Genomic DNA, 17,407 nt, shown 5'->3' with positions numbered 1-17,407 from the left:
AGGGGCGGACGAGGCCGTGGAACCTCACGGTCACGCCCCCGGGGGACGCGTCGCCGCACCCGGGAACAGCGCGACGACGACCCGCGGATACGTCCACCACAGGACGGCCCCGATGCCGAGCAGGACAGCAGCGACCGCGACGATCGGCCACGGACTCCACTCCTCGGTGCAGACGTTCGCGTCGCACACGTCGCCCGGGCCTCCGCGGTTGAGCCACGCGAGGTAGAGCACCGGGACTGCCACCCCGGCGGGGACCGCTGTGACAGACCGGTTCAGCAGCCGGAGGACGACGCAGAGCACCGTGACGGCCCCCGCGGCCAGGAGAAGGATCGGGCCGATCGTGAGCAGCGAGAGGACTCCGAGGCCCCCGAGCGCGCCGACGAGCAGCCACAGGGCGTAGTGCCACGGAGCCGGCGGTCGCATGCTCAGACGGTAGACCGTGCCGCGCCGCCGTGCACGGTGCGATGCGCTGTCGCGATCGCGGCCAGCCGATGAGGTCGTCGTCGGCTACGCGCAGAGCCCGTTGGCCGCTGCGTCAGCCGCGGATCGGGTCGGTGTCGAGGTGGGTGAGCTGCTCGGTGAGTCGCTCGGTGAGCTGCTCGGTGAGCTGCTCGGCGTGCCGGTCCCGCCCGGCGCACGGCTCGCGTTGGGCGGCGCGGCTGCGGAGATCGCGTCGCCGCTGAAGCCCCGGCCGAGCGGGCGGTCGGCGGCGACCTGCTTCCACAGGCGCTTCGCGCTCGGCAGGATGCGCACCCGGCCCCAGTGCGGGCTGTCCCTGGCGTAGGCGACGTTCGGCACCGTGACGAACTGGACGTGCTGGAGGTCGGCGTGTCGCAGCTGCCGGGCGAGCTTGACGAGCTCGCCCAGGCTCGCGATGTCCGGGTCGGTCGTGATCGAGCCCGTGAGCGCGTCCGCGAACCCGTAGAGCCGGGTCGGCTTCGTCAGCGTGCCGGCGGAGAACACCTTGTTGATGAGCGAGGCCAGGAACGCCTGCTGCCGCTTCATCCGGCCGATGTCGGAGTTGGCCGTGGAGTAGCGCTCGCGCACGTAGTCGAGCGCCTTGCGCCCGGTGAGCTCCTGCTGCCCGGCGTCGAAGTGGATGTGGTGGGCGTCGTCGTTGATCGCCTCGGGGATGCAGACGTCGACGCCGTGGACGGCGTCCACCATCTTCATGAACCCGGCGAAGTTGATCGTCAGGTAGTGGTCGACGTAGATCCCGGTGAGCTTCTCGAGCTGCTGCGCCGTGCACGCCGCCCCGCCGACGGTGAACGCCGCGTTCCAGATCGACTCGGTCGCGGCGGCCGTCCGCTTGCCGCTCGTGGAGGTGCAGGCCGGGCGGTCGACGAGGGCGTCGCGCGGGATCGAGATGCCGTACGCCGACCGGCGGTCGGCCGCGACATGGAGCAGGATCGTCGTGTCAGAGCCGTCGGCGCCCTTCTCGGTGTCGATGCCGCAGCCCTGGCAGGCCCGCGTGTCGACGCCGAGGAGCAGCAGGTTGAGCGCGGCCCTGGGCTGGTGCGACTTCTTGATCGAGTGCTTGATCGCGGCGCCCGCCGCCAGTCGGCCGTCGAGGTGGCGGTAGAGGAGCATGACCGAGCCCGCCGTGACGACCGCCAGGACCAGCAGCGTGCTCAGGATGACGATCAGCACGGTGCGTCGGTCGCGCGCTTCCGTGGTCGGGGGCATGTGCGGATCCTGACAGCAACGCGCGACTCTCGGTGGAAGTTCGCCCGACGAGTCACCGGCCACCGTGTCCGAATCCCGCTAGATGATGTCGGTGGCGTGGGAGAGGATGAGGACATGTCCCTCGATCCGAACGTGTGCTACCGGGCCGTCCAGAGCCGCGACAGGCGCTTCGACGGCACGTTCTACACGGCCGTCCGCACGACCGGCATCTACTGCCGGCCGTCGTGCCCGGCGCGGACGCCGGCGTTCGGCAACGTCACGTTCCACCCGAGCGCGGCGAGCGCCCAGGCCGCCGGCTTCCGGGCCTGCAAGCGCTGCCTGCCCGACGCCACGCCCGGCAGCCCCGAGTGGGACGTGGCCGGCACGGTGGCCGGCCGGGCGATGCGCCTGATCGCCGACGGTGTCGTCGACCGGGAGGGCGTCGACGGTCTGGCCCGCCGGGTCGGCTACACGACACGCCACCTGAGCCGCCTGCTGACCGCCGAGCTCGGTGCCGGACCGCTCGCGCTCGCCCGGGCTCGCCGAGCGCAGACGGCGCGCGTGCTGATCGAGACCACGACGCTCGGGCTCGCCGACGTCGCGTTCGCGGCCGGGTTCGCCAGCGTGCGGCAGTTCAACGACACGGTGCGTGAGGTGTACGCCGCGGCGCCGAGCGACCTGCGCGGCCGGCGTGGCGCCGACCGCCGCCCCGGCAGCGGCGCCGGCGTCGGCACAGGCACCGTCGCGATGCGGCTGGCGGTGCGCACCCCGTTCGCCGGGCGGGCGCTGCACGCATTCCTGGCGGCGCACGCAGTGGCGGGCGTGGAGACCGCCGGCGAGGGCTGGTACGCCCGCACGCTCGACCTCCCGCACGGCCCCGGCTCGGTCAGGCTCGACCTCACCGATGCGCTCGACGCGGGGGAGACCGCGTTCGTGCACGCCACGTTCCGCCTCGCCGATCTGCGCGACACCGGCGCGGCGGTCGAGCGGGCCCGTCGCCTGCTCGACGCCGACTGCGACCCGGTGGCGGTGGGTGAGCAGCTGGGCGCCGACCCCGTCCTCGGACGGCTCGTCCGTCGCACCCCCGGCCTGCGGGTCGCCGGCCATGTCGACGGCGACGAGCTCGCGGTCCGGACGGTCGTCGGCCAACAGGTCAGCGTCGCGGGCGCCTGCACGGTCCTCGGGCGCCTGGTCCTCGCGCACGGGACACCCGTCGAGACCGGCGTCGATGGCCTGACCCACCTCTTCCCGCGGGCCGCGACGCTGGCCGGCGTCGACCCCGAGACCCTCCCGATGCCGCGCTCCCGCGGCCGGGCGATCGCCGGACTGGCCGCGGCGCTGGCCGACGGTGAGATCGCCCTCGACCGCGGCACCGACCGTGGCGACGTACGTGCCCGCCTGCTGGCGCTGCCCGGCATCGGCTCGTGGACGGCCGACTACATCGCCATGCGGGCGCTCGGCGACCCCGACGTGTTCCTGCCGACCGACATCGGCGTACGCCGTGCGCTCGCAGCGCTGGGTCACCCGCCCGGTCACCCGCCCGGTCGCCTGCCGGCCGACACCCCCGATCCCGACGCGTGGCGCCCGTGGCGCTCCTACGCCCTCATGCACCTGTGGCACAGCCTCGACCTCGACCTGGAGGAGACCCCCTGATGTGGACAGTGATCGACTCGCCCGTCGGCGACCTACGGCTCGTCGAGCACGACGGCGCCATCACGGCCATCGAGTTCTCGCCGTTCCGGGACGGCACGAACCGTGCCGCGCCGGGCCGGCCGCTCGGCGACCGCGACGACGACGATCCGCTGCTCGTCGAGTGCGCCCGCCAGCTCCGCGCCTACTTCGACGGCACGCTGACCGAGTTCGACCTCCCGCTCTCGCCGGACGGGACACCGTTCCAGCGCCGGGTGTGGGCGGAGCTCCTGGTCGTCGGCTTCGGCAAGACGGCGTCGTACGGCGAGATCGCGCACCGGCTCGGCATGACCAACGCGGCCTCGCGCGCCGTCGGCCTGGCCAACGGCCGCAACCCGATCCCGATCGTCATCCCGTGCCACCGGGTCATCGGCGCGAACGGCAACCTCACCGGCTACGCCGGCGGTCTGGAGCGCAAGCAGCTGCTCCTCGACCTCGAGACGGACTCGCTCTTCTGAGGCTCGTGCGGCCCGGGCTCTAGCCTGGGCCGCATGCCCTGGCAGACCCGAGCCTCCCGCACCGTCTACGAGAACCGCTGGATCCGCGTCCGCGAGGACGACGTCACGCGGCCCGACGGCGTCGACGGGATCTACGGAGTGGTCGAGGTCCGCCACCCGGCCGTCTTCGTCGTGCCCGTCACCGGCGCCGGCGAGGTCGTCCTGGTGCGGATCGACCGCTACGCCCTGGGGCGCGAGCTCCTGGAGGTGCCGGCGGGCGGCACCGACGGCGAGGACCCGCTCGTCGCCGCGCAGCGGGAGCTGCGGGAGGAGACCGGTTACGTCGCCGACGACTGGCAGCCGCTCGGTGACGTCTTCTCGCTCAACGGGGTGAGCAACGCGCCGGGCCACGTCTTCCTCGCGCGCGGCCTCACCCGCGCCGGTGGCGAGGAGATGGTTGAGGAGGGCATCGCCGGCATCGAGGTGATCGCCTGGCCGGAGCTGATGGCGATGATCGGCCGCGGCGAGATCAACGACGGTGAGACGCTGGCTGCACTGATGTGTGCGGCCGTCGCGCTCGGGCGCCTGGTCTGACCGCCGAGACGTCAATCCCTACGGCCCGAGTCGTCAATCCCTCCGGCCCGAGACGTCAATCCCAACGGCCCGAGACGTCAATCCCTACGGCCCGAGACGTCAATCGACTCATACGGTGCACGACCGATTGACGGCTCGGACCGTAGGGATTGACGTCTCGCGCCGGACGGATTGACCTCTCGGGCTATTCGGCCGCGCGGCGCAGTGACTCCGAGAGCCGTTCGGCCGCGGCGAGGACGGCCGGGGCGTGCATCCGGCCGGGCTGGCGCGAGAGCCGCTCCAGCGGGCCGGACACGGAAACCGCGGCGATGACCTTGCCGCCGGGGGAGCGGACCGGGGCCGAGACCGAGGCGACGCCGGCCTCGCGCTCGCCGACCGACTGGGACCAGCCGCGTCGCCGGATGCCGGACAGGGCGGCGGCGGAGAAGGCCGCGTTCTGCAGGCCGCGGTGCATCCGCTCGGGGTCCTCCCAGGCGAGCAGCACCTGCGCGGCGGATCCGGCCCGCATGGTGAGCTGCGATCCGACCGGGATCGTGTCGCGCAGGCCGGAGGGGCGTTCGGCGGCCGCGACGCAGACGCGGGACTCGCCCTGGCGCCGCCACAGCTGTGCGGACTCGCCCGTGATGTCGCGGAGCCGCGCCAGGACGGGGCCGGCGGTGGCGAGCAGGCGGTCCTCGCCCGCTGCGGCGGAGAGCTCGGCGAGCCGCGGGCCGAGCACGAACCGGCCCTGCATGTCGCGAGCGACGAGCCGGTGGTGCTCGAGGGCGACCGCGAGGCGGTGCGCGGTCGGCCTGGCCAGGCCCGTTGCGGAGACGAGGCCGGCGAGCGTCGCCGGTCCGGATTCGAGCGCGGTCAGCACCAGAGCCGCCTTGTCGAGAACTCCCACACCACTGCCGTTGTCCATATGGCAAGACTAATATCTCACTCAGTGGGATGCAAGCGTAGGCTCCGAGGAGCACGCTAGAGGACGGTCACGACGACCGTGGAGTGGAGGAGATCGTCATGGGCAGGACCCTGTCGGAGAAGGTGTGGGACGAGCACGTCGTCCGGTCGACCCCGGGCGAGCCGGACCTTCTCTACATCGACCTCCACCTCATCCACGAGGTCACCAGTCCGCAGGCGTTCGACGGCCTGCGCCTCGCCGGACGAGCGGTACGCCGGCCCGACCTGACGCTGGCCACCGAGGACCACAACGTCCCGACCATCGACTGGGACAAGCCGATCGCCGACCCGGTCAGCCGCACGCAGGTCGAGACGCTGCGGAAGAACGCCGCCGAGTTCGGCGTACGTCTTCACCCGCTCGGTGACGAGAACCAGGGCATCGTCCACGTCGTCGGCCCGCAGCTCGGCCTGACCCAGCCCGGCATGACCATCGTGTGCGGTGACTCCCACACCAGCACGCACGGAGCGTTCGGTGCGATCGCCTTCGGCATCGGCACCTCCGAGGTCGAGCACGTGCTCGCCACCCAGACGCTGCCGCAGGCGAAGCCGAAGACCATGGCCGTCACCGTGAACGGCTCGCTGGAGGACGGCGTCACCGCCAAGGACCTGATCCTCGCGCTGATTGCGAAGACGGGGACCGGCGGCGGCCAGGGCTACATCGTGGAGTACCGCGGCCAGGCGATCCGCGACCTCTCCATGGAGGCCCGCATGACGATCTGCAACATGTCGATCGAGTGGGGAGCCAAGGCCGGCCTCATCGCGCCCGACCAGACCACGTTCGACTACATCGAGGGCCGTCCTGAGGCGCCGCGCGGCGCCGACTGGGACGCCGCCGTCGCTCACTGGAAGACGCTGGTCACCGACGAGGACGCGGTCTTCGACGAGGAGATCGTCCTCGACGCGAGCGAGGTCACGCCGTTCGTCACCTGGGGCACCAACCCGGGCCAGGGCGCACCGCTGGGCGCCGCGGTGCCGAACCCCGAGGACTTCGCGGACCCGCAGGACCGCGTCGCGGCCGAGAAGGCGCTGACCTACATGGGTCTCGAGGCCGGCACGCCGCTGCGCGACATCAAGGTCGACACGGTCTTCATCGGCTCCTGCACCAACGGCCGCATCGAGGACCTGCGCGCGGCCGCCGCCGTGATCCAGGGCCGCCAGGTCGCCGCCGACACGCGACTGCTCGTCGTGCCCGGTTCGGTCAAGGTGCGCCTGCAGGCACAGGACGAGGGCCTCGACGTGATCTTCAAGGAGGCTGGGGCCGAGTGGCGCGGGGCAGGCTGCTCCATGTGTCTCGGCATGAACCCGGACACCCTCGAGCCGGGCGAGCGCTCGGCCTCGACCTCGAACCGCAACTTCGAGGGCAGGCAGGGCAAGGGCGGCCGGACGCACCTCGTGTCGCCGCTCGTGGCCGCTGCGACAGCCGTGCGCGGCACCCTCTCCTCGCCCGCCGACCTCGAGCCCGTCGGCGCCGACGCCTGATCCCGGTCCCGATACGCAGCCTCGCTGGCGCTCGGCAGCTACTCGACCAACGAAAGAGCACACGATGGACAAGTTCACCTCGCACACCGGCGTCGGCGTCCCGCTGAAGCGCAGCAACGTCGACACCGACCAGATCATCCCGGCCGTCTACCTCAAGCGGGTGACCCGCTCGGGCTTCGAGGACGGGCTCTTCGCCGCCTGGCGCAACGACCCGGGCTTCGTGCTCAACAACCCGATCTACAGCGCCGGCAGCGTCCTCGTCGCAGGTCCCGACTTCGGCACCGGGTCGTCGCGCGAGCACGCCGTCTGGGCGCTCCAGAACTACGGCTTCAAGGCGGTCATCTCGAGCCGCTTCGGCGACATCTTCCGCGGCAACTCCGGCAAGGCCGGCCTGGTCACGGCACTCGTCGACGAGAAGGTCGTGCAGCGGCTGTGGGACTACCTCGACGACAACCCGGGGGGCGAGATCACGGTCGACCTCGAGTCGAAGACCGTCAGCACGCCGGGCGCCGGCGGCGAGCAGGGGGTCCACGACTCGTTCGACATCGACGACTACACCCGCTGGCGCCTGCTCGAGGGCTTCGACGACATCGGCATCACGCTGTCGCACGAGGATGACATCGCGTCGTACGAGTCTTCGCGTCCGTCGTGGAAGCCCGCCACGCTCTGACCTCGTCACGCCGGTGCGAGTGCCGGTCCCCGTCCGCGGGGGCCGGCACTTCCGCGTCCCATCCGATATTTCCCCGACGAACACGCGCCGCATGGTGACGGGCCGGGGGTCGACGTCGTTAGCGTGCGACGTAGTACGCCGGGCACGGGCCCGGCATCCGGGTCGTACGGAGTCGTAAGGAAGGTCGATCGTGAACAAGTCTCAGCTCATCGACGCGCTGGCGGCGCGGTTCGACGGCAACAAGAAGGCCGCTGCCCACGCGCTCGAGTCCGTGCTCGACACCATCACCCGCGAGATCGCGCGGGGTGAGAAGGTCGCCATCACCGGCTTCGGCTCCTTCGAGAAGAGGCTGCGGCCGGAGCGCACGGTCCGCAACCCCCAGACCGGCGAGGAGATCAGGACGAGGAAGACCTTCGTCCCGAAGTTCAACGCCGGAGCCGACCTCAAGAACGTGGTCTCCGGCGTCAAGAAGCTGCCCAAGCTCGCGCTGACGACCCTGCCAGGCAAGAAGGTCGAGGCCGACACGTCGGACTCCTCTGCCCCGGTCAAGGTCGCCGCCGCCAAGGGAGCGACGGCCAAGAAGACGTCAGCGGCCACGAAGACCACAGCCGCCAAGAAGGCGCCCGTGAAGAAGGCGCCCGTCAAGAAGGCCACGGCGAAGAAGGCCACGGCGAAGAAGGCGACCGCCGCGAAGGCGACCACCACGAAGGCAGCGCCGGCAAAGGTGACGGCCTCCTCGGGCGCGGCTGCGCAGACCTCCAAGAAGAGCACGGCAAAGAAGAGCACGGCCAAGAAGAGCTCTGCCAAGACGACCGCCACGAAGACGACGGCCACGACGTCGGCGGCGAAGAAGAGCGCTACCCCGGACGCCTGACGACGGCCGGCGGCCGTCAGGAGAGGTCGAGCTCCGCGACGACCGCCGCCGTACGTGCGCCGAGCCCGAGCATCGCCGCGGCCCGCAGGTCGTCGAGCGCGTCGACGTCGCGGCGCAGCGTCGCCAGCGGGCCGGGCACGGGCCAGGCACCGGCCAGGTCGTGCGCCTCCCGGGAGCCGTCGCCGAAGCGCGGCGCGAAGTCCTCGACGGCGGCGGTGTAGAGGGTCGTGCCGACGCCGTCGGCATCCGAGACGTACGCCGGCCGGCCGGCCGGCACCGACCTGAGCGCCGTGTCGAGGTCGTCCGGGCGCAGTGCCGGGAGGTCGCCCGTGAGCGCGACCGGCACGAGGCCAGGCCAGCGCCGGCTCGCCTCGGCAGCCGCCTGGACGAGCGTGCCGTTGAGGTCGTCGACGACCCCGTCCGGGATCGCGACACACCCGATCGAGGTCAGCTCGGTCGAGAAGCCCGCGTCGTCGGTCACGGCCAGCACCGCGCCGACCGTCTCGGCGGCCAGGCAGGCGGCGGCCGTGTCGAGGGCGAAGGCCTCGGCGAGCCGGCGGCGTACCGCGTCGGGGAGGCTGGAGAGCCGCGACTTGCCGCGGGCGGGCGGCTTCACGGGGAGGAGGACGACGTACGTGGGCATCGCCGTCGATCTTCCCAGGTGCCGCATCACCTCGAACGCGGTGGGGGACCGGTAGCCTCCATCCTCGTGGGCAAGTTCCGTAACCTGAAGCAGAAGCGTGGTTGGGCCTGGTGGATCGCGGTCCCGATCGTCAAGCCTGTCCTCCTCGCCACCACCAAGCAGCAGTGGGACGGGGGCGAGAAGATCCCTGAGACGGGCGGCTGCATCCTCGCGCTCAACCATGTCTCGCACATCGATCCGATGACGGCGGCCCACATCACCTGGGACTACGGGCGGCAGTCGCGCTACCTCGCCAAGTCAGGGCTGTTCAAGAACAAGTGGCTCGCGGGGTTCCTGCGCGCGGCCGGCCAGATCCCGGTGGAGCGCGCGACGGCCGGTGCGCGCGCCTTCGACGAGGCGGTCAAGGCCGTCAACGCCGGTGAGCTCGTGGTCGTGTACGTCGAGGGCTCGATCACCAAGGACCCCGCCGGCTGGCCGATGGTCGGCAAGTCCGGTGCCGCCCGGATCGCCCTCGAGACCGGTGCACCGGTCATCCCGGTCGGGCAGTGGGGCGCGCAGGAGCTGCTCCCGGCGTACTCGACCAAGCCGCACCCGTTCCCGCGCAAGACGGTCCGGATGAAGGTTGGCGACCCCGTCGACCTCTCCGACCTGATCCCGCAGGAGCACACGGTCCAGGTCGTCGCCGAGGCGACGCACCGCATCATGGACGCGATCGTCGACCTCGTGGCCGAGGTCCGCGGCGAGCAGCGCCCGGCCGAGCTCTTCGACCCGCGCAAGGCCGGCGTCAGCGCGACCGGCAACCCGAACAAGAAGCCCAAGAAGTGACGGGCCGCGTCGCCGTCTTCGGCGCGGGATCCTGGGGCACCGCGTTCTCGATCGTGCTCGCCGACGCCGGCAACGACGTGACCATCTGGGCGCGTCGCGAGGAGGTCGCCCAGGCGATCAACGAGCAGCACGAGAACCCGGAGTATCACCCCGGCATCCAGCTGCCGCCGGCCATCGAGGCCACGCACGACGTGGAGAAGGCCGTGCACGAGGCGGACGTCGTCGTGCTCGCGGCTCCGTCGCAGACGCTGCGGGACAACCTCGTCGAGTGGGCGCCGTTCCTGCCCGACCGTGCCGTCCTCGTCTCGCTCATGAAGGGCGTCGAGCTCGGCACGCTCGAGCGGATGAGCCAGGTCATCGCGGAGGTGACCGGCGCCGGCCCGGAGCGGATCGCCGTGGTCAGCGGCCCGAACCTGTCGCCCGAGATCGCGCGCCGCGAGCCGGCGGCCGGGGTCGTCGCGTGCACCGATGAGGGCGTCGCGCAGATGCTGCAGGCGCGGGTGCACAGCCCGGCGTTCCGGCCCTACACCTCACCCGACGTGATCGGGTGCGAGATCGGCGGCGCCTACAAGAACGTCGTCGCGCTCGCCTCCGGCATGGCCGTCGGGCTCGGCTTCGGCGACAACACGGCAGCGTCCGTGATCACCCGCGGGCTGGCCGAGACCGCGCGGCTGGCCGTCAAGCTCGGCGCCAACCCGCTGACGCTGATGGGCCTCGCCGGCCTCGGCGACCTGGTCGCCACCTGCTCCTCGCCGCTCTCGCGCAACCGGACGTTCGGGGAGAAGCTCGGCCGGGGCATGACGGTCAGCGACATCGTCGCCCACACCCGGCAGGTCGCCGAGGGTGCGAAGTCGTGCCACTCGCTGCGTGAGCTCGCGGCTCGGCACGACGTGGACGCCCCGGTGGCGCAGTACGTCGACGACGTGGTCGCCGGCAGGATGACCGCGGCCGAGATGATGGACGAGGTGCTCGGCCGGCCGACGAAGGCCGAGACCGAGTAGGGGGCGGAGTCCCCGGTTAACCGGGGACTCCGGAACTTCCGGGCCGTCATGACACCCCGGAAGTTCCGCTCTTCCCCGGGTGACGACGACTCTTCCCTGGGTCGGTCCGCTCAGCCGGCCGCCGCGGCGCGGTCCAGGCCGGCCTCGAGGTCCGCCCAGAGGTCCTCGACGTCCTCGATCCCCACGGAGAGCCGCACCAGACCCTCGGGCACCTCGCGCCCCTCGCCCTTCCAGCGGCGGCGTCGCTCGAACGTCGACTCGACCCCGCCCAGCGAGGTGGCGTGCACCCACAGAAGCGTGCCGTGGGTGAGCAGGTCGGCCTGCTCGGGTGTCGGGAGCACGATCGAGACGACCGCACCGAGCCCCGGGTAGCGCACGTCGGTGACGACGGGGTGTGTCTCGAGCCGGCGAGCCAGCTCGGCAGCGTTGGCCGAGGCCCGCTCGATCCGCAGCGCGAGGGTGCGCAGCCCTCGCAGGGCCAGCCACGCCTCGAACGGACCCGGGATGGCGCCGTACAGGTCGCGGCGCGACTTGAGGACGTCCCACAGCGACGGGTCGCCGACGACGACCGCGCCCATGATGACGTCGGAGTGGCCGGCGAGGTACTTGGTCGCCGAGTGGAGCACGATGTCCGCGCCCAGCTCGAGCGGCCGCTGCAGGATCGGGGTGGCGAAGGTGTTGTCGACGACCACGCGCGCGCCGACCTCGTGCGCCGCCGCGATGAGGGCCGGCAGGTCCGCGACCTCCATGCCGGGGTTGGTGGGCGACTCCAGCCAGAGCAGCGCAGTGTCCTCGTCGAGCGCCTTGACCACGGCGTCGGTGTCCGTGACGTCGACGAGGCGCGTCTTCACGCGGCCGCGCGACTCCCGGTCGGCGAGCTGGCCGATGGTGCCCAGGTAGGACTGACCGGCCACGACGACGCTGTCATGCCCGACGAGGTCGAGCAGCGCGCCGGTCGCCGCCTGGCCACTGGCGAACGCGAGTGCCTTGCCCCCCTCGAGGGCCCCGAGGGTGTCCTCGAACGCCACCCAGGCGTCGTTGGTGTAGCGGCCGTACTCCTTGTCGCCGCCACCGACGTACGTCGATGCCATCGTGATCGGCACGTTGAGCGGCTGGTCCGGCTCGTGCGGCGGCCGTCCGGCGTGGACCGTCACGGTGGACGGGCGGAGCGTGGCGGGCTTCGGGTGGTCGGCCATGGGACACACACTAGGGTCAGGAGCCATGAGTCAGATGCCCGGGATCGTCCGTGGAGGGACCGCATGATCGCCATGACGCTGGCGCAGATCGCCGACGTCGTCGGTGGTGAGGTCGTCGGGCAGGCCGGTCCCGTCACCGTGACCGGGCCCGTGGTGCTGGACGGCCGCGAGGCGGGCCCGGGGAGCCTGTTCGTCGCGTTCGTGGGAGAGCGCGTCGACGGTCACGACCATGCCGCGCAGGCGGGCGAGTCGGGCGCGGTCGCCGTGCTCGGCAGTCGCCCGACGGAGCTGCCGACGGTGGTGGTCGACGACACCAGGCACGCGCTGCAGCAGCTGGCGGCGTACGTCGTCGCCGAGGTGCGCCGCACCGGCGGGCTCACCGTCGTCGGGCTGACGGGCTCCCAGGGCAAGACGTCCACGAAGGACCTGCTCGGCGCCGTGCTCGGACACGCCGCGCCGACCGTCGCGACGAGGGGATCGTTCAACAACGAGCTCGGGATGCCGCTCACGGCGCTGCGCGTCGAGCCGGACACCCGCTTCCTGGTGCTCGAGCTCGGTGCGCGCGGCAAGGGCCACATCGCCGAGCTGACCAGGCTGGTCCCGCCGGACATCGCCGTCGTCCTCAACGTCGGGCAGGCGCACCTGGGGGAGTTCGGCTCGCAGGAGGCGATCGCCGAGGCCAAGGGTGAGCTCGTCGAGGCGCTCGCGCCCACCGGAGCCGCGGTCCTGAACGCCGGCGACGAGCGGGTCGCGGGCATGGCACGTCTCACGGCGGCACCGGTGGTGACGTTCGGCACGGGGGAGGAGGCCGACGTACGCGTCGAGGGGCTGCGCCTCGACCGCCTCGGCCGCCCGTCGTTCACGCTGGCGACGCCGCAGGGGTCGGTGCCGGTCACGCTGCAGGTCGTCGGCGCGCACCAGGCGCTCAACGCCGCCGCGGCGGCCGCCGCCGCGCTCGCTGCCGGACTCGCGCCCGCAGAGATCGGCGAGGCGCTCTCCAGCGTCACGACCCTGTCGCAGTGGCGCATGGAGCTGCGTGAGCTGGCCGACGGCGTCATCGTGCTCAACGACTCCTACAACGCCAACCCCGAGTCGATGCGCGCCGCGCTGGACGCACTCGCCTCGATCGGCGTCGCCCCGGACGTACGCCGGACGGTCGCCGTGCTCGGAGAGATGCTCGAGCTCGGGGACTCCGGCGCTGCCGCGCACGAGGCTGTCGGCGCCTACGCGGCCCAGCGCGGGATCGACCAGGTGCTGGTGGTCGGTGACGGCGCCCGCGGGATCGCCGTCGGCGCCGGCGCGCGCAGCACGCTGGTCCCCGACAACGCGGCCGCGGTGGCGTGGGTGCGCGAGCACGTCTCGGAGGGTGACGCGGTTCTCTTCAAGGCGTCCCGCGGGGCGCGCCTCGACGAGGTCGCCTCGACCCTTCAGTAAGGTCGAACGCTATGACCGACACCCCTGCCCGCAAGGTCCGCGTGGCCCTCGTCTTCGGTGGCCGCTCGGGCGAGCACGCGATCTCCGCCGCGACCGCGGCCGGCGTGATGAAGGCGATCGACGCCGACAAGTACGACGTCGTCCCGATCGGCGTCACCCGCGAGGGCCAGTGGGTGCTCGCCTCGGGCGACGCGTCCCACTGGGAGCTCACCTCCGGCCACCTGCCCGAGGTCACCCGCGAGTCCGGCCGCGAGGTCGCCAGTCTCGGCGAGGCCGGCGAGATCGACGTCGTCTTCCCGCTGCTGCACGGGCCGTACGGCGAGGACGGCACCATCCAGGGTCTGCTCGAGCTGGCGGGCGTCCGATACGTCGGCGCCGGCGTGCTCGCGTCGGCCGTCGGGATGGACAAGCACTACATGAAGCTCGTCTTCGCCGGCCACGGTCTGCCGGTCGGGCCGTACGTCGTCGTCAAGCCGCGTGACTGGGAGCAGAGCCAGTCCGAGGTGATCGAGCGGGTGCAGTCCGCGCTGAAGTTCCCGGTCTTCGTGAAGCCCGCCCGCGCCGGCTCGTCGCTCGGCGTCACCCGGGTCGACGACCTGACCGGGCTCGCCGACGCGATCGAGGAGGCCCGCTTCCACGACCCCAAGGTGCTCGTGGAGCAGGGGGTCGACGGCCGCGAGATCGAGTGCGCCGTGCTCGGCGGCCGCAACGGGGGCCCGCCGCGCGCCTCGGTCCCCGGGGAGATCGTCGTCGACCACGACTCGGCCGACTTCTACGACTTCGAGGCGAAGTACCTCTCCGACTCCCAGGCCCGCACGAACGCTCCGGCGGACCTGCCCGACGACGTCGCCGAGAGGATCCGCGACATCGCCGTCCGTGCGTTCGAGGCGATCGGCGCCGAGGGCCTGTCGAGGGTCGACTCGTTCGTGACGCCCGACGGCGAGATCGTGATCAACGAGATCAACACGATGCCCGGGTTCACGCCGATCTCGATGTACGCCAAGATGTGGGAGGCCAGCGGGCTCACCTACACCGACCTCGTCGACGAGCTCATCCAGCTCGCGCTGGAGCGTCCGACCGGGCTGCGCTGAACGCCGACTCGGCGAGGGATCAGCGGGCGAGCGCCCGGGTGAGCAGATCCCGGGTGACCTCACCGAGGGTCGTGCCGGATGCGGTGCAGGCGAAGGGGAAGACCGACGTCTCCGTCGTGCCCGGGGTGATCGCGGTCTCGAGGACCACGAACGAGCCGTCGGGGGAGACGATGAAGTCCGAGCGCGAGACGTCGCGCAGGCCGAGCACCTCGTGGGCACGTACGGCGGTCCGGCCCAGCTCCTCCACGACCGCCGGGTCGAAGTCCGGCGTGCGGAGGCCGACGAACTCGGCGGTGTAGCGGGCCGAGAAGTCGAACTCGTGACCCTTGACGAAGTCGATCTCGATCGGCGCCAGGGGTGTCACGCCGGCGTCGGTGTCGCGCACGACGACGGACACGTTGGCGCCCGGGTAGAAGAGCTCGATGAGCGCCTCGTCGTAGTAGGCGTAGGTGCCGACGAGTGCCGAGGGCAGCTCGGCGAGCCCGTCGACGCCCGTCACGCCGAGAGCGGAGCCGCCCCGGGTCGGCTTCACGACCACGCGCTCGCCGAGGCGCTCCATCACGTGCTCCATCAGCGCGGTCGCCCCGATGTCGCGGAATGTCTGGGCCGAGAGGCCGACGCTCTCGGGGACGGGGATCTCGGCACGCCGCAGGAGCTCGCGCGCGGTGCCCTTGTCGAAGGCCACGCGACAGGCCCGCGATGAGGAGCCGACGAAGGGCAGGCCGATCAGCTCGAGGAGGGTCTGGATCTCGCCGTCCTCGCCGAACTGTCCGTGCAGGACGGGCACGGCGGCGACCACCTTGTCGCGCTCGAGGTGGTGCAGCAGGTTGCGGTCGAAGTCGTACGACGACACCTCGACGCCGACCGCTCGCAGCTCGCGGACCATGTGGCGACCGCTGGCCAACGAGACGTCACGCTCGTGGCTCAGCCCGCCGGCGATGACGGCGATCGGCCCGTCGAAGTCACTCATGTCGCCTAGCGTTCCACACCTGGCGGTCACTGACAGCGCGTGCCCACGGTGAGGGTGCCCTTGAGTGGCGCGGCCAGGTCGGCCAGCGCTGCGGAGAGCGTCCCGCCGCGGTACTGCGCCGGGACGTGGAGGGCCACACGCGGCTTCAGCGTCACGGTGGTCAGCGTGATGTCGGCGCTGTTGTCGTTGGTCTCCTTGTCGGAGGCGAACCAGTCGACGCCGTTCGCGGTGATGCAGCTGGACGCCGGACCGAAGCCGGGAGGTACGCCGACCCCGCAGGTCAGCGTCATCGGCGGATCGCCCCAGGCGCCGCCGTACGCGTCCTTGGGCGTGAAGGCCGCCGGTGGCAGGTCGGCGAGCCGGTGGGGCAGCTTCGCGGCGAGCGCGGCGCAGTCGTCCCGGTCCGTCGCGGGCGGGGAGGCCAGCTCGACCGGACCGCCGCACGCGGCCAGCAGCAGGAGCCCGGAAAGTGCAGCGCCCCGTGCCGCGGGCGGCACGGGGCGCAGCAGGTCGCGCACGCTCAGATGTGGACGACCGGGCAGGTCAAGGTGCGGGTGATGCCGTCGAGGGTCTGAACCTTCGCGACGACGAGCTTGCCGAGCTCGTCGACGTTGCGTGCCTCGGCGCGCACGATCACGTCGTAGGGACCCGTGACGTCCTCGGCCAGCGTGACTCCCTTGATCTGCGCGATCTGGGTGGCGACGTCAGCGGCCTTGCCGACGTCGGTCTGGATCAGGATGTAGGCCTGGACGACCATGTTGCTCTCCCTACTGCTGGGGCTACTGGGCTGTTAAGTCCGCCGATCAACCTATCGTGACGGCCAGTCCTGTCGATACCCGTGTCCCACACGGCCTCGACGACGGTGACGTGTTGGGATGGTGGACGTGGCTGAGCAGACCCTGGCGGACATCGGTGAGTTCGGACTGATCGCGGAGCTGACGAAGCGCTTCCCCCAGGGCGAGCAGGTGCTCGTCGGTCCGGGTGACGACGCGGCGCTGCTCCGGATCCGCAACGGCCACGTCGTGGTCTCCACCGACCTGCTGGTCGAGGGACGGCACTTCCGGCGCAACTGGGCCTCCGCCGCCGACGTCGGACACCGTGCCGCCGCACAGAACCTCTCCGACATCAACGCGATGGGTGGGCGTGCCCACTCGCTGACGGTCGGCCTCGCCGCTCCGGCCGATCTCCCCGTGCGGTGGGCGCTCGAGTTCGCCGAGGGGTTCGCCGAGGAGTGCTCGCTGCTGGGCGCCAGCGTGGTCGGCGGCGACGTGACCCGGTCGAGCGAGATCGTCGTGTCGGTGACGGTCCTCGGGTCGCTCACCCAGGCGCCGGTGCTGCGGTCTGGCGCCCGACCGGGCGACGTACTCGCTCTTGCGGGCCGTCAGGGCTGGGCTGCGGCCGGGCTCGCCGTGCTCGGCCGCGGCTTCCGCTCGCCGCGTGCGGTGGTGACGGCCTACCAGCGCCCGGAGCCGCCGTACGACGCCGGTCCGGCCGCGGCCGCCGCCGGAGCGACCGCCATGGTGGACGTCTCCGACGGCCTGCTCGCCGAGGCCGGGCACCTGGCCGCCGCTTCCGGGGTCGCCGTCGACGTCACCTCGTCGTCGTTGGAGATCCCCGAGCCGTTCCTGGCCGTCGCCGCCGCGATCAACGCCGACCCGGCCTCGTTCGTGCTCACCGGGGGCGACGACCACGCGCTCCTCGCGACGTTCCCGGGAGACGCGTCGCTGCCCGACGGCTGGCGGGTGATCGGTCGCGTGTCCGAGGGGGAGGGCGTCACCGTCGACGGTGAGGCCTACGACGGCCCGACCGGCTGGACCCACTTCTGACGCCGAGTCGGCGCAACCTCGCAGCGCACAGGGGCCGAGTCGGCGCAACCTCGCAGCTCACAGGGGCCGAG

The 17,407-nt window shown here is 72.0% G+C and carries 19 protein-coding genes; 11 read left to right on the top strand and 8 right to left on the bottom strand.

What is annotated here, in order from left to right; genetic code table 11:
• Positions 1 to 30: 30 nt before the first annotated feature.
• Positions 31 to 423 carry a hypothetical protein gene (locus tag ABD205_RS12115; RefSeq protein WP_344045091.1) on the bottom strand — a complete coding sequence of 131 codons (393 nt, stop codon included), beginning with the start codon at positions 421 to 423 and terminating at the stop codon, positions 31 to 33.
• Positions 424 to 507: 84 nt separating this feature from the next.
• On the bottom strand, positions 508 to 1,686 hold the full coding sequence (locus ABD205_RS12110) for an LCP family protein (RefSeq protein ID WP_344045090.1): 1,179 nt from the start codon (positions 1,684 to 1,686) through the stop codon (positions 508 to 510).
• A gap of 114 nt (positions 1,687 to 1,800) precedes the next feature.
• On the opposite strand from ABD205_RS12110, the gene ABD205_RS12105 reads away from it, so the two are divergent.
• The 3 genes from ABD205_RS12105 to ABD205_RS12095 are packed head-to-tail and all read left to right on the top strand — an operon-like array spanning position 1,801 to position 4,385.
• The gene (locus ABD205_RS12105; protein ID WP_344045089.1) at positions 1,801 to 3,318 is read left to right on the top strand and encodes an AlkA N-terminal domain-containing protein; all 1,518 of its coding nucleotides are present in this window, start codon (positions 1,801 to 1,803) and stop codon (positions 3,316 to 3,318) included.
• Complete coding sequence (locus ABD205_RS12100) at positions 3,318 to 3,812, top strand: methylated-DNA--[protein]-cysteine S-methyltransferase (protein ID WP_344045088.1); 495 nt, start codon at positions 3,318 to 3,320, stop codon at positions 3,810 to 3,812. Before ABD205_RS12105 ends, ABD205_RS12100 begins: the two co-directional genes overlap by 1 nt.
• Before the next feature lie 33 nt (positions 3,813 to 3,845).
• On the top strand, positions 3,846 to 4,385 hold the full coding sequence (locus tag ABD205_RS12095) for an NUDIX domain-containing protein (protein ID WP_344045087.1): 540 nt from the start codon (positions 3,846 to 3,848) through the stop codon (positions 4,383 to 4,385).
• A 184-nt stretch (positions 4,386 to 4,569) separates the two neighbouring features.
• Here the strand turns inward: ABD205_RS12095 and ABD205_RS12090 are convergent, their stop codons facing one another.
• Positions 4,570 to 5,289, bottom strand: a complete 720-nt coding sequence (locus tag ABD205_RS12090; RefSeq protein ID WP_344045086.1) for an IclR family transcriptional regulator — start codon at positions 5,287 to 5,289, stop codon at positions 4,570 to 4,572.
• Between the two features lie 98 nt (positions 5,290 to 5,387).
• Here ABD205_RS12090 and leuC point away from each other — a divergent pair, with 98 nt between their 5' ends.
• The 3 genes from leuC to ABD205_RS22630 all read left to right on the top strand — a co-directional run bounded on the left by leuC (position 5,388) and on the right by ABD205_RS22630 (position 8,350).
• A complete protein-coding gene (gene leuC, locus ABD205_RS12085) occupies positions 5,388 to 6,806 on the top strand; it encodes a 3-isopropylmalate dehydratase large subunit (RefSeq protein WP_344045085.1) in 1,419 nt (472 codons plus the stop codon).
• 64 nt (positions 6,807 to 6,870) lie between these two features.
• Positions 6,871 to 7,476, top strand: coding sequence for a 3-isopropylmalate dehydratase small subunit (gene leuD / locus ABD205_RS12080; protein WP_344045084.1), 606 nt, complete (start codon positions 6,871 to 6,873; stop codon positions 7,474 to 7,476).
• 190 nt (positions 7,477 to 7,666) lie between these two features.
• The gene (locus ABD205_RS22630) at positions 7,667 to 8,350 is read left to right on the top strand and encodes an HU family DNA-binding protein (RefSeq protein WP_425572904.1); all 684 of its coding nucleotides are present in this window, start codon (positions 7,667 to 7,669) and stop codon (positions 8,348 to 8,350) included.
• 16 nt (positions 8,351 to 8,366) lie between these two features.
• Here ABD205_RS22630 and cofC read toward each other — a convergent pair whose 3' ends face one another.
• The gene (gene cofC / locus ABD205_RS12070) at positions 8,367 to 8,993 is read right to left on the bottom strand and encodes a 2-phospho-L-lactate guanylyltransferase (RefSeq protein WP_344045083.1); all 627 of its coding nucleotides are present in this window, start codon (positions 8,991 to 8,993) and stop codon (positions 8,367 to 8,369) included.
• 66 nt (positions 8,994 to 9,059) lie between these two features.
• Here cofC and ABD205_RS12065 point away from each other — a divergent pair, with 66 nt between their 5' ends.
• Positions 9,060 to 9,818, top strand: a complete 759-nt coding sequence (locus ABD205_RS12065) for a lysophospholipid acyltransferase family protein (protein WP_344045082.1) — start codon at positions 9,060 to 9,062, stop codon at positions 9,816 to 9,818.
• A complete protein-coding gene (locus ABD205_RS12060; protein ID WP_344045081.1) occupies positions 9,815 to 10,819 on the top strand; it encodes an NAD(P)H-dependent glycerol-3-phosphate dehydrogenase in 1,005 nt (334 codons plus the stop codon). The genes ABD205_RS12065 and ABD205_RS12060 overlap by 4 nt, the downstream gene beginning before the upstream one ends.
• A gap of 110 nt (positions 10,820 to 10,929) precedes the next feature.
• Here the strand turns inward: ABD205_RS12060 and ABD205_RS12055 are convergent, their stop codons facing one another.
• A complete protein-coding gene (locus ABD205_RS12055) occupies positions 10,930 to 12,015 on the bottom strand; it encodes a trans-sulfuration enzyme family protein (RefSeq protein ID WP_344045080.1) in 1,086 nt (361 codons plus the stop codon).
• 63 nt (positions 12,016 to 12,078) lie between these two features.
• On the opposite strand from ABD205_RS12055, the gene ABD205_RS12050 reads away from it, so the two are divergent.
• Positions 12,079 to 13,449: a UDP-N-acetylmuramoyl-tripeptide--D-alanyl-D-alanine ligase gene (locus ABD205_RS12050; protein WP_344045079.1), complete on the top strand. Its 1,371-nt coding sequence runs from the start codon at positions 12,079 to 12,081 to the stop codon at positions 13,447 to 13,449.
• A gap of 11 nt (positions 13,450 to 13,460) precedes the next feature.
• Positions 13,461 to 14,540 carry a D-alanine--D-alanine ligase family protein gene (locus tag ABD205_RS12045; protein WP_344045078.1) on the top strand — a complete coding sequence of 360 codons (1,080 nt, stop codon included), beginning with the start codon at positions 13,461 to 13,463 and terminating at the stop codon, positions 14,538 to 14,540.
• A 19-nt stretch (positions 14,541 to 14,559) separates the two neighbouring features.
• Here the strand turns inward: ABD205_RS12045 and ABD205_RS12040 are convergent, their stop codons facing one another.
• The 3 genes from ABD205_RS12040 to ABD205_RS12030 are packed head-to-tail and all read right to left on the bottom strand — an operon-like array spanning position 14,560 to position 16,267.
• Entirely contained in the window at positions 14,560 to 15,510 is a 951-nt protein-coding gene (locus ABD205_RS12040) for a D-alanine--D-alanine ligase family protein (RefSeq protein ID WP_344045077.1), read from the bottom strand.
• 26 nt (positions 15,511 to 15,536) lie between these two features.
• Complete coding sequence (locus tag ABD205_RS12035; RefSeq protein WP_344045076.1) at positions 15,537 to 16,028, bottom strand: DUF3515 domain-containing protein; 492 nt, start codon at positions 16,026 to 16,028, stop codon at positions 15,537 to 15,539.
• A gap of 2 nt (positions 16,029 to 16,030) precedes the next feature.
• The gene (locus ABD205_RS12030; RefSeq protein WP_344045075.1) at positions 16,031 to 16,267 is read right to left on the bottom strand and encodes an Lrp/AsnC family transcriptional regulator; all 237 of its coding nucleotides are present in this window, start codon (positions 16,265 to 16,267) and stop codon (positions 16,031 to 16,033) included.
• Between the two features lie 127 nt (positions 16,268 to 16,394).
• Between ABD205_RS12030 and ABD205_RS12025 the strand changes: the two genes are divergently transcribed.
• Positions 16,395 to 17,336: a thiamine-phosphate kinase gene (locus ABD205_RS12025; RefSeq protein WP_425572901.1), complete on the top strand. Its 942-nt coding sequence runs from the start codon at positions 16,395 to 16,397 to the stop codon at positions 17,334 to 17,336.
• Positions 17,337 to 17,407 lie beyond the last annotated feature (71 nt).

This window comes from Nocardioides panacihumi, from assembly GCF_039530925.1.
GTDB lineage: Bacteria > Actinomycetota > Actinomycetes > Propionibacteriales > Nocardioidaceae > Nocardioides > Nocardioides panacihumi.
Note: the sequence above shows the minus strand (reverse complement) of the source record. Positions and strands in the feature narration are given on the sequence as shown.

What these genes read in the sequence shown, in the direction of transcription:
- ABD205_RS12115 (WP_344045091.1), bottom strand. Translation starts at nt 423, where the DNA reads ATGCGACCGCCGGCTCCGTGGCACTACGCCCTGTGGCTGCTCGTCGGC.
- ABD205_RS12110 (WP_344045090.1), bottom strand. Translation starts at nt 1,686, where the DNA reads ATGCCCCCGACCACGGAAGCGCGCGACCGACGCACCGTGCTGATCGTC.
- ABD205_RS12105 (WP_344045089.1), top strand. Translation starts at nt 1,801, where the DNA reads ATGTCCCTCGATCCGAACGTGTGCTACCGGGCCGTCCAGAGCCGCGAC.
- ABD205_RS12100 (WP_344045088.1), top strand. Translation starts at nt 3,318, where the DNA reads ATGTGGACAGTGATCGACTCGCCCGTCGGCGACCTACGGCTCGTCGAG.
- ABD205_RS12095 (WP_344045087.1), top strand. Translation starts at nt 3,846, where the DNA reads ATGCCCTGGCAGACCCGAGCCTCCCGCACCGTCTACGAGAACCGCTGG.
- ABD205_RS12090 (WP_344045086.1), bottom strand. Translation starts at nt 5,289, where the DNA reads ATGGACAACGGCAGTGGTGTGGGAGTTCTCGACAAGGCGGCTCTGGTG.
- leuC (WP_344045085.1), top strand. Translation starts at nt 5,388, where the DNA reads ATGGGCAGGACCCTGTCGGAGAAGGTGTGGGACGAGCACGTCGTCCGG.
- leuD (WP_344045084.1), top strand. Translation starts at nt 6,871, where the DNA reads ATGGACAAGTTCACCTCGCACACCGGCGTCGGCGTCCCGCTGAAGCGC.
- cofC (WP_344045083.1), bottom strand. Translation starts at nt 8,993, where the DNA reads ATGCCCACGTACGTCGTCCTCCTCCCCGTGAAGCCGCCCGCCCGCGGC.
- ABD205_RS12055 (WP_344045080.1), bottom strand. Translation starts at nt 12,015, where the DNA reads ATGGCCGACCACCCGAAGCCCGCCACGCTCCGCCCGTCCACCGTGACG.
- ABD205_RS12050 (WP_344045079.1), top strand. Translation starts at nt 12,079, where the DNA reads ATGATCGCCATGACGCTGGCGCAGATCGCCGACGTCGTCGGTGGTGAG.
- ABD205_RS12045 (WP_344045078.1), top strand. Translation starts at nt 13,461, where the DNA reads ATGACCGACACCCCTGCCCGCAAGGTCCGCGTGGCCCTCGTCTTCGGT.
- ABD205_RS12040 (WP_344045077.1), bottom strand. Translation starts at nt 15,510, where the DNA reads ATGAGTGACTTCGACGGGCCGATCGCCGTCATCGCCGGCGGGCTGAGC.
- ABD205_RS12030 (WP_344045075.1), bottom strand. Translation starts at nt 16,267, where the DNA reads ATGGTCGTCCAGGCCTACATCCTGATCCAGACCGACGTCGGCAAGGCC.